Annotated in this window: 15 protein-coding genes and 1 pseudogene; 6 read left to right on the top strand and 10 right to left on the bottom strand. The window is 42.0% G+C overall.

The window, feature by feature from the left end:
* The first annotated feature begins 74 nt into the window (after positions 1 to 74).
* Positions 75 to 911: pseudogene (locus QNM18_RS05725) on the top strand (M90 family metallopeptidase).
* Between the two features lie 61 nt (positions 912 to 972).
* Here the strand turns inward: QNM18_RS05725 and QNM18_RS05720 are convergent.
* The 6 genes from QNM18_RS05720 to olsF form a co-directional block, all read right to left on the bottom strand.
* Positions 973 to 2,859 (bottom strand): DEAD/DEAH box helicase, encoded by a 1,887-nt coding sequence (locus tag QNM18_RS05720; protein WP_211009693.1) that lies wholly within the window; start codon positions 2,857 to 2,859, stop codon positions 973 to 975.
* Between the two features lie 127 nt (positions 2,860 to 2,986).
* Positions 2,987 to 3,250, bottom strand: coding sequence for a GrxA family glutaredoxin (locus tag QNM18_RS05715; protein WP_211009692.1), 264 nt, complete (start codon positions 3,248 to 3,250; stop codon positions 2,987 to 2,989).
* A gap of 128 nt (positions 3,251 to 3,378) precedes the next feature.
* Positions 3,379 to 3,657 carry a peptidylprolyl isomerase gene (locus QNM18_RS05710; protein WP_023396993.1) on the bottom strand — a complete coding sequence of 93 codons (279 nt, stop codon included), beginning with the start codon at positions 3,655 to 3,657 and terminating at the stop codon, positions 3,379 to 3,381.
* Positions 3,658 to 3,794: 137 nt separating this feature from the next.
* Positions 3,795 to 5,867 carry a TonB-dependent receptor plug domain-containing protein gene (locus QNM18_RS05705; protein ID WP_284136627.1) on the bottom strand — a complete coding sequence of 691 codons (2,073 nt, stop codon included), beginning with the start codon at positions 5,865 to 5,867 and terminating at the stop codon, positions 3,795 to 3,797.
* Positions 5,868 to 5,979: 112 nt separating this feature from the next.
* Complete coding sequence (locus QNM18_RS05700; RefSeq protein ID WP_211009690.1) at positions 5,980 to 6,465, bottom strand: TlpA family protein disulfide reductase; 486 nt, start codon at positions 6,463 to 6,465, stop codon at positions 5,980 to 5,982.
* Positions 6,466 to 6,603: 138 nt separating this feature from the next.
* Positions 6,604 to 8,328 carry a bifunctional ornithine lipid synthase OlsF gene (gene olsF, locus QNM18_RS05695; protein ID WP_211009689.1) on the bottom strand — a complete coding sequence of 575 codons (1,725 nt, stop codon included), beginning with the start codon at positions 8,326 to 8,328 and terminating at the stop codon, positions 6,604 to 6,606.
* 161 nt (positions 8,329 to 8,489) lie between these two features.
* Here olsF and QNM18_RS05690 point away from each other — a divergent pair, with 161 nt between their 5' ends.
* Together QNM18_RS05690 and QNM18_RS05685 are read left to right on the top strand one after the other, a co-directional pair.
* Positions 8,490 to 9,410, top strand: a complete 921-nt coding sequence (locus QNM18_RS05690; protein WP_284136626.1) for a 2-hydroxyacid dehydrogenase — start codon at positions 8,490 to 8,492, stop codon at positions 9,408 to 9,410.
* A gap of 223 nt (positions 9,411 to 9,633) precedes the next feature.
* On the top strand, positions 9,634 to 9,768 hold the full coding sequence (locus QNM18_RS05685) for a hypothetical protein (RefSeq protein ID WP_282099767.1): 135 nt from the start codon (positions 9,634 to 9,636) through the stop codon (positions 9,766 to 9,768).
* Positions 9,769 to 9,814: 46 nt separating this feature from the next.
* Here QNM18_RS05685 and smrA read toward each other — a convergent pair whose 3' ends face one another.
* The 3 genes from smrA to QNM18_RS05670 form a co-directional block, all read right to left on the bottom strand.
* Entirely contained in the window at positions 9,815 to 10,396 is a 582-nt protein-coding gene (smrA, locus tag QNM18_RS05680; RefSeq protein ID WP_211009687.1) for a DNA endonuclease SmrA, read from the bottom strand.
* 215 nt (positions 10,397 to 10,611) lie between these two features.
* Positions 10,612 to 10,851 (bottom strand): hypothetical protein, encoded by a 240-nt coding sequence (locus QNM18_RS05675; protein WP_247687276.1) that lies wholly within the window; start codon positions 10,849 to 10,851, stop codon positions 10,612 to 10,614.
* Positions 10,852 to 10,953: 102 nt separating this feature from the next.
* Positions 10,954 to 11,415: a hypothetical protein gene (locus QNM18_RS05670; RefSeq protein WP_284136625.1), complete on the bottom strand. Its 462-nt coding sequence runs from the start codon at positions 11,413 to 11,415 to the stop codon at positions 10,954 to 10,956.
* Between the two features lie 92 nt (positions 11,416 to 11,507).
* Between QNM18_RS05670 and QNM18_RS05665 the strand changes: the two genes are divergently transcribed.
* Positions 11,508 to 11,891 (top strand): response regulator, encoded by a 384-nt coding sequence (locus QNM18_RS05665; protein ID WP_023396984.1) that lies wholly within the window; start codon positions 11,508 to 11,510, stop codon positions 11,889 to 11,891.
* Between the two features lie 76 nt (positions 11,892 to 11,967).
* Here QNM18_RS05665 and rpsT read toward each other — a convergent pair whose 3' ends face one another.
* A complete protein-coding gene (gene rpsT / locus QNM18_RS05660; protein WP_010382487.1) occupies positions 11,968 to 12,228 on the bottom strand; it encodes a 30S ribosomal protein S20 in 261 nt (86 codons plus the stop codon).
* A gap of 410 nt (positions 12,229 to 12,638) precedes the next feature.
* Between rpsT and murJ the strand changes: the two genes are divergently transcribed.
* Both murJ and ribF read left to right on the top strand, forming a co-directional pair.
* The gene (gene murJ, locus QNM18_RS05655; RefSeq protein ID WP_284136624.1) at positions 12,639 to 14,216 is read left to right on the top strand and encodes a murein biosynthesis integral membrane protein MurJ; all 1,578 of its coding nucleotides are present in this window, start codon (positions 12,639 to 12,641) and stop codon (positions 14,214 to 14,216) included.
* Positions 14,217 to 14,308: 92 nt separating this feature from the next.
* A complete protein-coding gene (gene ribF, locus QNM18_RS05650) occupies positions 14,309 to 15,235 on the top strand; it encodes a bifunctional riboflavin kinase/FAD synthetase (protein WP_023398593.1) in 927 nt (308 codons plus the stop codon).
* Positions 15,236 to 15,249: the final 14 nt, after the last annotated feature.

Raw genomic sequence — 15,249 nt, 5'->3', positions numbered from 1 at the left:
ATTTTATCAAAGAATGATTGAAAAGGGACAAAGGTGCACACACTTAAATAAAAAAGCACAGTAAATGAGCAAATATGATAAATCTTATGTTAATTGCCTTTTTAGTCGTGTTCGTGGTTGTCTATTGGTACCTCAACGACATAAAGCGCTATTTTTGGCACAAAAAATACCATCCACAAAAACTGTCACCAGCGGATAAAGAAGTGTTGCTTAACTACATGCCTATCTATCGCAACATGACAGACGCTGACCGCGATAGGCTTGAGCAGCATATTATTTGGTTTTTAGGTGAAAAGCGGGTGATTGGCCGTGATGGCTTAAAAGTAACAAGGCCAATGTCACTGATCATTGCAGCTGATGCATGTCTGCTGGTCTTAAACCAAGTGTGGCCATTATATCCGAATGTTAAAGAAGTACTGTTGTATCCAAGTCAGTACTACGCACCGCAATCCAATAAAGACAGCGCGGGACTGGTGAGCTATCACACAGCGGTTAGGTAAGGCGAGTCATGGCCTGGTGGGACCTTGGTACTCAGTTGGCACGATGTTTTAGAAGGAAACCGCCTTCCAGGTGATGGGCATAACTTAGTGTTTCATGAGTTTGCGCATCAGTTAGATCAACAAGCTGGCAATACGAATGGTACACCCGAGTTACCAAAGGAAATCAGCTATCAGCATTGGGCTGATGTGTTGAGTCGAGCCTATCGCCAACTTAAAACTCAACTTGCGTATCAAATGCCCCATGTGATCCATGAATATGGGGCGACCAATGAAGCCGAGTATTTCGCAGTATTAACCGAAACCTTTATTGAAAAGCCTGTAGAGCTGAAACAAGAGAATCCAGAGCTGTTTAACCTGATGGTAGCCTATTTTAGATTTGACCCCAGAGACTGGTTGGGAAGAACGATTTAGGACGGATCATAAAATACAAAAAAGCCGCTAAGGTAGCGGCTTTTTTAGATATGTTTACAACTTATGAAAAGTTGATTTCGTTACGTTCACCACGCTCTTTGCGTCTGTTGTCACGGTTACCATCTCTGTTACCGTCACGGCGCTTGTCGCTACGTGGATCTCTGAAGCTGCGCTTACCACCGTCACGACGGTCACCACGCTCTTCGAAGCGTCTGCCACCATCACGGCGCTCACCACGCTCTTCAAAACGTCTACCACCTTCACGGCGATTACCATTGCCGCGTGCCTGATCTGCTGGGTGAGTGCTCTTAGTCATCTTCATTGGACGCTGACAAATGTGAACGCCTTGGAAGTGTGTTAGAGTCTCAGCTGGCATATCCTGAGGAAGTTGAACTGTGCTGTGCTCATCAAATAAGCGGATTTCACCGATAAACTTACTTGAGATATCGGCTTCGTTTGCAATCGCACCAACAATGTTCTTAACCTGAACACCGTGCTCACGACCAACTTCAATACGATATGTATCCATTGGACCTGTGTTACGACGGCCTTTTTTATCACCACGGTCACCACGTCTGTCATCTCGGCGATCACGATTGCCATCACGGTCACGACGCTCACGCTGTTGAACTTTAATTTCTTCAACTTTAAGTGGAGACTGTTGCTGTGCAAGGCAAAGAAGTGCGGCAGCAAGTTGTTCTTGGCTCAGTTCAAGTTTTTCACCTAGACCTTGAGCTACTTCACTGAAGAACTCGATGTCTTTGTGATCAAGTGACATGCTTAGCTTATTCTGCAGTGCTTCGATACGCTTTTGCTCAACGATTTTCGCACTTGGTAGCTCTACTTGATCAATGTCTGAACGAGTATGGCGCATGATGTTACGTAACAAGTAACGCTCGTTACCTTTGACGAACAAGATAGCTTTACCTTTACGACCTGCACGACCAGTACGGCCAATACGGTGAACGTAAGCTTCGCTGTCTTGTGGAATATCGTAGTTGATAACTAGGCTTAGGCGGTCAACATCTAGACCACGTGCAGCAACGTCTGTTGCGATAACGATGTCTAGTAAACCACTTTTCAGTCTTTCAACTGTGCGCTCACGAGCCTGTTGGTTCATGTCACCATTTAACGGTGCAGCAGAGAAACCTTCACGCTCAAGCAGTTCAGCAAGCTGAACAGTATCATTACGAGTACGTACAAACACGATAGAAGCATCGTAATCTTCAGCTTCTAAGAAACGTACAATTGCTTTGTTTTTATGTGTCGTTGCACGCCAGTAAACTTGCTCAATAGTGTCAACAGTTGAGTTACGTGGCGTGATTTTTACTTGCTCTGCGTTATCTAAGTACTTAGAACAAATAGATTGGATCTGCTTTGGCATAGTTGCAGAGAAAAGACATGTTTGCTTTTCTTCTGGTGTTTTTTCCATGATGCTTTCAACATCATCGATAAAGCCCATGCGTAGCATTTCATCGGCTTCATCTAATACCAATGCATTTAGGTTAGATAGATCAATGGTCTTACGGTTGATATGGTCGATTAAACGCCCCGGAGTTGCCACGATGATCTGTGCGCCACGGCGAAGTGCACTTAATTGCACGCCATAGCTTTGTCCACCATATAGCGCAAGTACTTCTACGCCTCTGGTGTACTTAGCATACTGCTCGAATGCCTCTGCAACTTGCAGTGCAAGTTCACGAGTCGGAGTCAGTACTAAAATTTGTGGTTGCTTAACGGATGCGTCAACATTGTTTAATAGCGGCAGTGCGAAAGCTGCCGTCTTGCCCGTACCCGTTTGCGCTAGTCCCAGCACGTCCTTTCTTTCTAGCAATAACGGTATACATTGAGCCTGGATCTCAGAAGGTGATTGATACCCTAGCTCTTCGACTGCTTTAAGGATTGCAGGAGAAAGATCTAAAGATTCAAACGTTACTGGTTCTGACATTAATGCGCCTCAACAATTTAAAAGAGGCGGCATTGTACAGTAAAGAAAAGATAATTGCTTGTATAAATTGGCACTAAATTTGTAGGTGGTTGAAATTGGTCAAAAAATAAACTGTATTTTTTTAGGGTTATTGATATAACCCTAAATTTGCCTTGGCATAGGCCTCAAAATCATCAAATCCACCGATGTGAGATTGGTCGACAAATATTTGTGGAACTGTGTTACAAGGCTTGCCTGCTGACTTTTCCAGATCGGCTTTACTGATCCCTTCTTTATTTATGTCAATGTATCGAAAATTAAAGTCATTACGCTCTTCTTTTAAACGTGTTGCCAATTCTTTTGCACGTACACAGTAAGGACAGCCTTCACGACCAAAAATAACAGTAAACATAGTAATAACTCTCTTAGTGATTTCAATGCCACTCAGTATAGTTGAGTGAGGCAAAATTAAAATTGATTAAAAGCTATTAACGTAATCTGTTTTTTCGATTGAAATAGGCTTCAAACTATTAGTGTTCTCTAACTTCGATACACCGTTTTAATTAAGTGGTAACCAAACTTCGTTTTAACTGGTCCATGTACTTCATACAGTGGCTTTTTAAACACGACGTCATCGAAGGCTTTAACCATATCTCCTTTGCTAAATTCTCCTAGGTCACCACCTCGCTTTTTCGAAGGGCAGGTTGAATGCTGTTTTGCCAATTTATTAAAGTCGCCACCTTTTGCTAATTTGGTTTTGATGGCTAAGCATTCTTTTTCTGTTTTAACTAAGATGTGATATGCACAGGCTTTAGGCATGATAATACTCCGAGGGTGTTTAACGGACGGATCATGCAAGGCAATGGCGAAAAACGCAAGTGGCAATTACTTACTCGCCATGCCTTATAGGGAAGGTTAACACCACTTGTGCTTATCAGCGCAAGTGGCTAGGGGAATTAAAATGTCACGCTAAAACCGATTGAAGGGCGCATTTCAAAATCATCATTTTCTTCTTTTATATGAAGGTCACTAACAGACTTAATTTTGTCGTAATCCAAATCGATGTAGGCCACATTGTCTTGGCCATAAGCATTCATAAGTTCGAATACTAACTTACCATCTAACCCAAATACGGAGGTTTTTCTTTCAAAGCGCACATCAAGACGATGGTAGGTTTTGAAGCGCTCTGAAAATGGATCACCATATACAGGTAAAAAGCGACCAGCGTGATCCGGGTTTTCTCGCACACCAACAATTGGTGTATATGCTTGGCCACTTCGTGCGGTGAAGTTAAAGCCACCTTGCCACAACTCATTAATGTCGTAGTTGAGCACTGCATTGAAGACCAACGGTGTATCGGCGTAATAATCTCGTGTGACATTGCGTCTTAAATCAGTACGTTCGCTTTTTGCGTAACTCAGCGCGACCCAGCCGTACCAGTTATCGGTTTTATTTTTGTTGACTAATATGTCAACACCATAAGCACGCCCCTCAACTTGGTTGCTGTACAAAAGGTGTGCATCACTACCGGAATCAATAGCAAGCGGCAGGTCTTCCATTGTTTTGTAATAGCCTTCGATTGACCATGACCATTCGTTTTCTAATTCTTGTCTAAAGCCTAGTGTGCTGTGAGTCGCAACTTGAGATTTTAATTTGGGGTTTCCAATTTCAGGCAAGATGTACTCGACATCTTGCATGCGATTGTAACGACCAACTTTTGCACTGATCACGCTGTTAGGTGAAACATAGTAATTAACCGCAAGACGAGGCGAGGTGAAGGTCTCATCTGTATAACGGTTGTGTTGGCTTTGCAAGCCAAGCTCTGTCTGCCAGTCTTCATGTGGCTGCCAGATATGAGTGATACCAACAAAACCTGAGTCCAAATCAATGGTACGTTTACCGTTGATCCGATCGCCTTTTTTCAAATCACAGTCAGGATCTATTTCAGTACAAAGATACTGAAAAGTATCGTATTCATAAGTTGTTTCATTATCGAAGTACGCAGCATCTAAAACGAAACGATGTTGATTATTGACGGTATAGTTTAAGCGCGCCTTGTAGGTATATTGTTTTTCCCCTTCTTGTTCGTAAAAGCCTGCAAGGTTCGTGGGTTGTTTACCATATTCGAGTCTGCCAGAGTGATCCAATGCACCTACACCTACTTTTAGATGAAACTTCTTATTGTAATGATCCCATAGGATACTTTGGCTGTTAAATTCTCTAATAAATCGAGCATCACCCTGAAATTCAGGTGTTTTCTGTGCGAGTTCCGCCCGCTCACTAAACCCAGCAGCGGCTGAATCTTCTGCACCCGTAAAATTAAAGGTGAGGGTATTGTTATCATTGATGTCCCATAAAAACTTGCCTTGATAGTCGTGGTCATCAGGAGCGTCGTTGATAGTGACACCGCTAGGCTCTCCATCATCATCTTCCAGCTCTTCACCTTCGCTAAAAAATAGTGGCAAGGTACTTTTTCTGCCAGATACATAAAACGCGGTATTCTCAGTAGCTTGACCCTCGACAAAAAATCCAGCATTAAACATGGAGAAATCTAGCGTGGTCGTGATGGGCTGGTATTTGGGGTTTCTCAAGGTAACGTCAAAAACAGCGCCAGTTGCATTACTGTATCCGGCACCGTAACCAGCAGAATATAATTGAAAATCTTGAATTATGTGGCGGTTAAAAATAGAGCTGCCAAAATCATGAAATATATAACCTGCGGGCATGAAATCGACTTCAAACATGTTATCGCTAGGTGAAGAACCTCGCACTGCAGGCTCACTCATGGAGCCTCCCGCAGCAACAACACCGGGCAGGGCAAAAACGGCACGTAGCGGATCTCCCAAAGCACCAGGCATTTCAATCAGTTTTTCTGTGTCTTCGGTAATTTCTGAAGTAATTGAGCTGCGTTTATAGATAACTTCAATGTGTTCTATGTCATCTTTTTTGGTTTGAGCATTGGCGGCCATCGCCATACACAAAACCACAGGAGATAAAGTAAAACGTTTAAGAGTATGCTGAGCAAACATCGTCGAGTCCCTTTGGCAGTGAGGAGAATTAATTTGAGGGACAGTGTACGGACTAAAAGCGTTGATTTATTGCGGGTTTGGGTAAGAAAGTGTACTAAGTAGATACACTTTCTTACAAGCGTAAGCGTATTCCAAGCTCACTAGAATAGCCAATTGAGCGTTCAATTATTTTCAGTTTTGGATCCATAACATAATAAGTTGGATAGGCTTTAACTTTGTAATCCTGTGCTGTTTTTTGATTGCCTAACAAGATTGGCATAGACAGGTTTAAGTCTTGGCTAAACTTGGTGATTTCTTCCGTACTTTGGAAGTCTAGAGCAATGGCAACAGCATTAACTTTACCTTGGCGGTGCAATTTATCTATATTGGGCATGCTATAGCGGCATATGTTGCACCACGGGGCGAAAAAGTAAATTACCGAACGCTCACCTTGCAGCGCGCTGATATTGTATCGCTCTGAGGGATCTGCCAATGTTGGCAAAGAAAAGTAGGGCGCGGACTGTTTCCCATCGTCTTCTAGCATCCCTAATTCTTGATATGCCAAGGCTGCGGCGAGTACGACTACAAAAATAATAATATTAAAGAGGGACTTAATCATTATTGGCGCTTAATCTACGTTGTTAAATATGGAGACCGAGCGCCAGTATAAAAAATTGCAACAAGGTTGCAAGGGATTTATTAATTCATACAACTTCATTGCCTGGTTGTATAGCAAAGGCGTCAATCGTTATGATACTCACGATTGATAAATGTTTTCACCGAGATAACGTTTGGCTTTATTTGCTTTTAACTTAGTAAGGTCAACCAATACAAGGCCATCAATACAGTTATTGAAATCAGGGTCGGTACTGAAACTTAAGAAGTTAACACCACTTTGTTCGCACAATTCAGTATATTGTTTAAACAGTGTTGGCACTTGCGCACCCATATTTGCCAAAATATGTTTTAGCTCTGCAAAGTCTTCTTTTATATCATCACCACAAAACAGGCTTTTGCATGTATCAAGTTGTGACTGGGACAGCTTAAACTCATTGTTGGGTTGGGCTAGATTATCGAGATCTGAAAAGTAATGTTGATAATGATATACCAGCATGGCTTTTGCTTTATCTGGCAAGGTGTTGGATAAACTGACTGGGCCAAACAAGTACCTGTGTTCGGGGTATCGCTTAATAAAAGCACCGATGCCATACCAGAGGTAATCCAAGCTCTTACGGCCCCAGTATTTAGGCTGTACAAAACTTCTGCCTAGTTCCAAGCCTTGTTCAAAATAAGGGGTCATAGCGTCATTATACGAGAATAAGCTACTGGTATATAACCCACTAGGACCATGTTGTTTGATGACCTGTTGTGCACTGGCTAAGCGGTACGCGCCAACTAACTCTAGTTGTGTGGCGTCCCATAGCACAAGCTGTTGATAGTACATGTCATATTTGTCGGTGTCTCGCCTTTTTCCGCTGCCTTCACCAACGGCTCTAAAAGCAATTTCTCTCAATCTGCCAAGTTCTCTAAATATCGGAGAGCTCCCAGCATATTGATAGAGGTAAATTTGCATTCCATCTGATGTTTCGCCAAGGCGCTCGCATTGTTCAATGGCTTTTTTTAGCTCTTTTTTGCATTCAGGTACAGCGATGGGGGTTTGCGTTTTTAACGGCAATGTTTTTTTGCTGTTTAGCCTGTAAAGCTGTTTGCGTATAAGTGCAACGATCTCTTTGTCTTTTAAATTATCTAGGCGATATGACTCTGGAGGGATACTGGCACCAATCTCAAACTCTAGTGACTTTTGCCGTTGTTTAAACATTTCCTTAACTAATAAAAGACTCGCTAATGGCTTGTAGATCATAGAGGTGCCATAAAAGAGGGGACTATTTTTAGCCTTGATGTAAATTGGCAAAATTGGACAGTTGGCTTTTTTCGCCATACGTAAAAAGCCTGTATTCCATTTACAATCTTTTATTCCAGTGGGGCTAAGGCGGGATACTTCTCCGGCTGGAAAAATTAACAGCGCGCCTTCTGCTTTTAAATGTTTTTGAATATTCGCGAGCTCTTGTTTGCGACTGGCATTAGATAAGTTGTCAACGGGCAATAGCAAAGAGTGCATTGGAGTAATTGACATTAGCATGCGGTTGGCGACAACCTTTAGATCTGGTCTTGCTTTTGCCAGTACTTTTATTAGCGCCAGTGCGTCCAATGATCCAATTGGGTGATTTGCGACGATAACGACGCTACCCTCACTCGGAATGTGTTCAATTTGTTTGGGTTTGAAGCGTGCGTCAAAGTCTAACTCCTCCAGTACTTGCTCAACAAACTCCAACCCTTCTAAATGTGGGTAAGTGTCGGCAAATGCAACAAATTCCTGTTCATGCAACAAGTAACCTAGGCCTTTTTTTACCAACCCTTTTACTTTAGGTGAGTTCTCCAACTGAGGCAGGTTTGCTTCGATCACTTTATCGACGCTGATCATAAATATTTCTCTACGGCTGTGTTTATAGCAGATTAAAAAGCAAGTGTGACAGCCATGTTGCAAGGGTATGTCAGTTTTATGGTGATATTGCTCTATCAACAATTTACCAGTGGCAGGTATACTGTGTGTGTCTTGTAACAAGCGTAATGAAGGGAGAAGAAATGTCTGTACTAGTCTGTATTACGGGTCGAAACAATGACAAGTTGATGGCAAAGCTTAAGGGAGCTTTACCAAATGTTGATATATACCAGTGGCCGCATTGTGATAATTTGGCCGATATCGAATTTGTACTTGTTTGGAAAGCGCCTGAAGAGTTATGGCAACAGTTACCAAATTTGAAAGTGGTACAGTCATTTGGGGCTGGGGTAGATGGGATCCCAGTCGATAAACTACCTTCCGGAGTTGAAGTCGCGAGGATAGTTGATAAGCAATTGAGCCAGGATATGGCTGAGTATGTGCTTTCAAATGTTCTCGCCTACAAACTTAGGTCTCAGGAGTACTGTTCAAATCAATCAACATCATTTTGGAAGCCCCGAAGAGCGAGACAAGGTAAGACTGCGGGTATACTGGGAATGGGTGAACTGGGCGCGGTAGTGGCGAAACGTTTGTCGGTAAATGGGTTAAATGTCAGAGGATGGTCTCGGACAGCAAAACAGTTAGATAATATTAGGTGTTTTCACGGTGAAGAGCAGCTGAGCGATTTCCTATCTCAGCTGGATTACTTAGTGTGTTTATTGCCTTTGACGGAGGCAACGGCAGGCATATTAAGCCGCACGCTGTTCAGTATGGTGTCAAGTGACTGCTTGCTGATTAACGTTGCCAGAGGGCAGCACTTAAATGAGCATGATCTTATCGAAGCATTGGATAGCGGTGAGCTTGGCCATGCTGTACTGGACGTGTTTGCAACTGAGCCTTTGCCTAAAGATCATGCGTTTTGGTCACATCCAAAAGTGACAGTGACTCCGCATGTTGCAGCGGTTACCAACTTGGATACGGTTGTTGCACAAATTACCGATAATATAAATGCCTGTTTAGAAAGAAAACCGATTAAAAATACAGTGAATACAAGTGTTGGGTACTAACTGGCATATGTGGTGTGGACCTTTCGAGTTCTGACTGAATTTATCTCAAGTGACGGTAATTAATGAATAATTTAATAGAGATAAAAAATAACTACATGATTTGTAAGTAAATGTAATTAAGAGTTATTCTAATTTACATAATTACTGTATATAAAAACATATTGAGACATCTATTTATATTCAGTATGTTAGAAAAAAAACAATAATAAAACAGGAAAAGACAATGAAAAACGGGCAAGGTGGTGTGAAACTTTCTTTTGTCGTTATTTCAGTACTCGCGTTAGGCGTGTCGGCTTGGTTTAATCAGGCACAGGCGGCTGAATCGCAACCCTGTACGTATTCTCTTCAGCAAAGATAAGAATCGTTAAATTAAGATGGGGCTGTAGCAGCCCCATTTATATTGTTTACCTTTTGGCGTGTATCTCTCTGTTTTCTAACTTTTTCTCTTCGCTTTTCTTTAGCAGTGTGTATGTTGAACCACTGCCACCATGGCAAGTTAGAGCCGAATGAAATGCCAGCACACAGGGTATTTCTTGCAACCATTTATTACAATAGCTTTTTAAGATAGCGGGAAATGGTTTGCTTTTAAGCCCAATACCGTGGCGGATCAGCAAAACTCGGATATTTCTTTTCTGACAATCTACTACGAATTCAAATAGCGCCTGTCGAGCTTCAACGAATGATTTGCCATGCAGGTCAAGTGTTGCATCTATTTGGTATTTACCGAGCCTCAAATTTTTATATACACCTTCCTGAACGCCGTCTTTTTTATAACCAAGTTGATCGTGGGGGTCTAGCAGATCAACATATTCAGTAGAGAGAAAGTTAGGATCAAAGTCTAATTCTTTTTGAGCAGCTTCCCGCCTAGCGAGTTGTGCCTCTGTTGGTTGGCTTTTTTGTTTCTCTAGTTGTGCGCGATTGTCTTGTGCCAGCGGTACAACATCGCCCATGGAAGCTAAAAATAACTCTTCATCTGTCATGGCCATGACAATCCTCCAATAAGGGACATTTTTCCCGATTCTAGCTTATCAAAGATTTCTTGGATAGCCTTGAGGCAATGAATATTTGTTTGCCCGATTGGCATGTGAAAGTAGTAAATAAGCGCTTTATAGAATGCAAAAATGAATAGTTATTAATTTTTATTCAATAGATATTATTAATGAAAAATTTCTGAAGCGTTGAGCGCTTCAGAATTTGGCTATCAATTTGTATCGTAGTGCTCAAGTGTAAATACTTTGAACAAATAAAATGAGTTGATCAGTATCAAGCCAAGATTAGAAATCACTGAAGTATCCATAAGATCTAGACTAAATAACACGAATAATAAGCTACAGGCCATAACAGCCGCGGTGCGAAGCAGTGTTTTATGATTAATAAAAAGAGCTCCAAACCCCAGTACTAGTAATAAACTATTTAGTAACCAGTCAAACTCGTTAGCCATGATCTTAAATTAACTCCATATATGATTAAAAAGGGGCGCCATTATGCGCCGCTTTTTTAGTCATCTCAAACGAGTAATTTTACGTTGTTCGGATTAGTTTTTCTAATTGATTATGAGGTGTTTCAGAGCAGCAATGAATCCCTGAGTTTCGATAATTGCATATTTTTGGCAAGTGTCGGGCTTTGACACATCTTGACACAAATAAAGTGTGTTGCGATCCAGCGCCGGAATAGGTTGTAAAATAGAGTCAAATAAAATGGGTTTTACGCCTGGTAATCCTGGCCAGTAAACGCTTTGAGTGACCATACTTAACTTCTTGTAAGTGATGAGTTGAGGCTTGGGAAATAAAATAGCGGTGAGCGCGAACACGCCAATAATAATCAGCTTTGTAAGCCCTTTTTTAGGAGGGTCAACTTGCTGTTGTTGGAGTCTATGTTGTTGTTCGAGTTGTTGTTGTCTTTTTATTTGCTGGGCTGAGAGACGACGCTTTTTATTTTTGTCGGCTTGTTGCTTTTGAAAGTCGCTTTTATTCAATAGTGATTGTTTTTTTGGATTAATTGCCATGCTTAGGTGTAGCCTTTTGGTTGCAGGACTCTATAATAGTTCTATGCTATAGATGATAGCGCATTTCTAATTACTAGCCCACGGGAAAGGATATGGAACAACAAATCTCTATTCTCATTGTTGATGATGTAGGAACTGTAAGAAGCTTTTTGCATCAGACATTGATGCATTTGGGAATTGACAATGTCAAAGAAGCGTCAACTGCTAAGCAGTGTATTGCTGCTTGTGAAGAGCGACATTTCGATATTGTCTTTTTGGATATTGAATTACCAGATGGAGATGGAAAAGAACTAATAGCTGAGCTAGCTCAGATTAACCCAGACATAAATGTCGTTATGGTCTCTGCCCATTCAACGGTTGATAATGTCAAAGATGCCATTGAGCGCGGGGCTAAAGGGTTTGTCGTAAAACCTTTCTCACCGAAAAAGATTGCCGCTATGTTGAAAAAGTTTTATCCAAAACTGGAAATTGCTTAGTCAGCGTAACCAATCTTAGATAAACAGGCATAAAAAAACCGACTTACGTCGGTTTTTTTATATCCATTTCCACAGATTATAGCGCTTTGATTTTAGCAGCTAGGCGGCTCTTATGACGAGCAGCTTTGTTTTTGTGGATTAGACCTTTAGTTGCGTAGCGGTCTAGGATTGGAGTTGCAACAGCAAATGCTTGCTGTGCAGCTTCTTTATCACCAGCTTCAATAGCAGCGATAACTTTTTTGAAGTATGTACGCATCATTGAACGACGGCTTGCGTTGTGCTGACGACGCTTTTCGCTAGTGATAGCGCGTTTTTTTGCAGACTTGATGTTAGCCAAGGTATGCTCCTAACAATCTTTTAAAAATAAGCTTAGTTTAAAGGCCGAGGACTATGCCTGTTTTATGATCCAATGTCAATAAAAAATAACCTGTCCGGCCTAAGTATTTCAGTGCGGCTCACACACATACATTGACGTCTACAAACTAATTTAGACTTAATAGTGTGCAGCCCTTATACCGTCTGTTAACCATCTCCTAAACCTTTGGCCCTCGGCTATAGTAACAACAGACTACGAATCAAAAGCTAAGTGAGCTAATGATTAATGCGCGCATTGTAGCAAAACACAGAACCCAAGCCTAGCTTTAATGTCGCTTGTTATTTCTCATCAAGGGAACAGGATTTACGGTTATTGTTCGATGTGGTCTGTGGCATACTTGCCGCAGACTGTTTATAGGTAGGATGGGTTTAGTGGCAAAAGGGTTATTTAAGTCGGGCATGATCGTAAGTGCCATGACAATGTTGTCTCGAATTTTAGGACTAGTGCGCGATGCTGTGGTAGCTAATTTACTCGGTGCAGGGCTTGCTGCGGATGTATTCTTGTTTGCAAACCGGATCCCAAATTTTTTTAGAAGGTTGTTTGCTGAGGGCGCTTTTGCGCAAGCATTTGTTCCGGTGCTGTCTGAAATTAAAGAAAAGCACGGAGATGATGAAGTCCGGATTTTTGTTGCACAGGCAGCAGGTACCTTAGGCACAATTTTACTAGGGGTGACCTTGCTGGGTGTTATTGGCTCTCCAGTTATCGCCGCGTTGTTTGGTGCAACTTGGTTCGTTGACTGGTGGCAAGGTGGAGAAAATGCCGCTAAATTTGTACTGGCCAGTGCCCTACTCAAATTGACAATCCCTTATTTATTTTTCATTTCTTTGGTGGCGTTATGTGGCGCAGTGCTCAACGTCTACAATCGATTTTCAGTGGCGGCGTTTACACCGGTATTGTTAAATCTCAGTATAATTAGCAGCGCCGTATTCCTTCATGAGCAATTTGAACAAGGGGCCTATGCACTCGCTATTGGAGTGTTTATTGGTGGTGTTATCCAATTGGCATTTCAAATTCCATTTATGGGGAAGTTGGGTGTGCTTTCTAAGCCAAAATTTGCATGGCGTGCGCCTCATATTGTCAAAGTACGCAAATTAATGCTACCAGCTATTTTTGGTGTATCAGTCAGTCAGATTAACTTATTACTTGATACTATTATCGCGGCAGCCCTGATGACAGGTTCAATAGCATGGCTTTACTACTCAGACCGCTTAATTGAGTTCCCCTTAGGTTTGTTTGGCATCGCCATTGCGACGGTCATATTGCCCACTTTATCTAAATTACATGCAACAGATAAAGCTGAAAACTTTCAACACACTATGGATTGGGGGGTACGCTTTGTTTTGTTACTCGGGATCCCCGCGATGGGGGGGCTGATGGTGATCAGTCCTTTGATCATCTCGGTTTTATTTGGCCACGGAGAATTTAAAAATAGTGATGTTGATAACATCGCAGCGGTGAGCGCAGGTGTTGCTGCATATAGTGTGGGGTTAGTGAGCTTTATGCTTATTAAGGTGTTGGCTCCTGGGTTTTACGCCCGACAAGATACTAAAACGCCCGTTAAGATAGGAATCAAAGCGATGGTTTTAAACATGGTATTTAATTTAGCCTTAGCGCCTTTTATTGGGTATCTCGGCCTTGCGCTGGCGACTTCTTTGTCTGCAACGTGTAATGCTTTTTTACTTTACCATGCGCTAAAAAGGGAGGGGGTATACTCGGTATCTAGGTTTACTCTATTTTTCGCCGCCAAGTCTGTTCTAGCGACGTTGGCAATGGTCGGTACGGTATATTGGCTGTCACAACAGCTGATTTGGCGAGATGAGGGTCTTTTCACACAGCTATGGGTGTTAGGCTTCTTATTGGTATGCGCAATGTTTATGTACTTCTTGGTGTTGTTTGTTTTTGGGGTCAGGCTCTCAACTATCAAGGAGATCCGGGCTGTAGAAGAATAAATCGGCGCGAATGAGGGGTTTCATGGCTCGCATTTCTAACTAACTTGGGTATAATCGGGCTTTTTGAAGACTCGAGCAAAGGCACGCGTTGTATGCAATTAATCAGGGGTATCCATAATATTCGACCACACCATTATGGATGTGTATTGACTATAGGGAACTTTGATGGTGTTCATTTGGGCCACACTGAAGTACTAAAGGGGCTCAAAGCCGACGCTAAAAAATACAACTTACCCAGCACTGTGATGTTGTTTGAGCCTCAACCTCAAGAATTTTTTGTCAAAAATAAAGCGCCAGCCCGTTTGACGCGGCTGCGTGACAAGCTTGCACTGTTAGCAGAAAACGGCATTGAAAGGGTCATATGCGTAAGTTTCAATGATAAGTTTTCAAACTTAGAAGCGGAATACTTCGTTCGAGAAGTACTTGATCAACGGTTAGGTGTGAAAGCACTAACGGTTGGTGATGACTTTCGTTTTGGCAAAGCCAGAAAAGGCGACTTTGCAATGTTGTCTACGATAGGCCAAGAGCTAGGCGTGCATGTCAAAGATACTCAGAGTTTTAGGCAACAAAATAGTCGAGTGAGCAGTACACTTATTCGTACAGCACTGGCACAAGGCGATCTACATAAAGCACATGAAATGTTAGGTCATACTTACGCTATCTCTGGACGAGTTATTCACGGTTGGAAAAAAGGGCGCGAGCTTGGTTTTCGAACCGCCAATGTAGCGTTAAAAAGGCAGGTTAGCCCAGTTCAAGGGGTATTTGCTGTCAACGTCTACATTAAAGATAAGATTTATAACGGTGTTGCTAATGTGGGTACGAAACCAACTTTAAATGGTAAACGTGCTTTACTTGAAGTACATCTGTTTGATTTTGACCGGGACATTTACGGTCAATTTATCAAAGTGGAGCTAATTCATAAGCTCCGCAATGAGCAAAAATTTGAGTCACTGATGCATCTGACAAAGCAAATCTCGGCAGATGTCGATGCAGCAAGAGCAGTATTTTCTAAAATTTAGGTAGCCGAGCGGGT

Origin of the sequence: Pseudoalteromonas obscura (genome assembly GCF_030135505.1) — a bacterium.
GTDB classification, from domain to species: domain Bacteria; phylum Pseudomonadota; class Gammaproteobacteria; order Enterobacterales; family Alteromonadaceae; genus Pseudoalteromonas; species Pseudoalteromonas obscura.
This window is presented reverse-complemented; position numbering and strand designations above follow the sequence as displayed.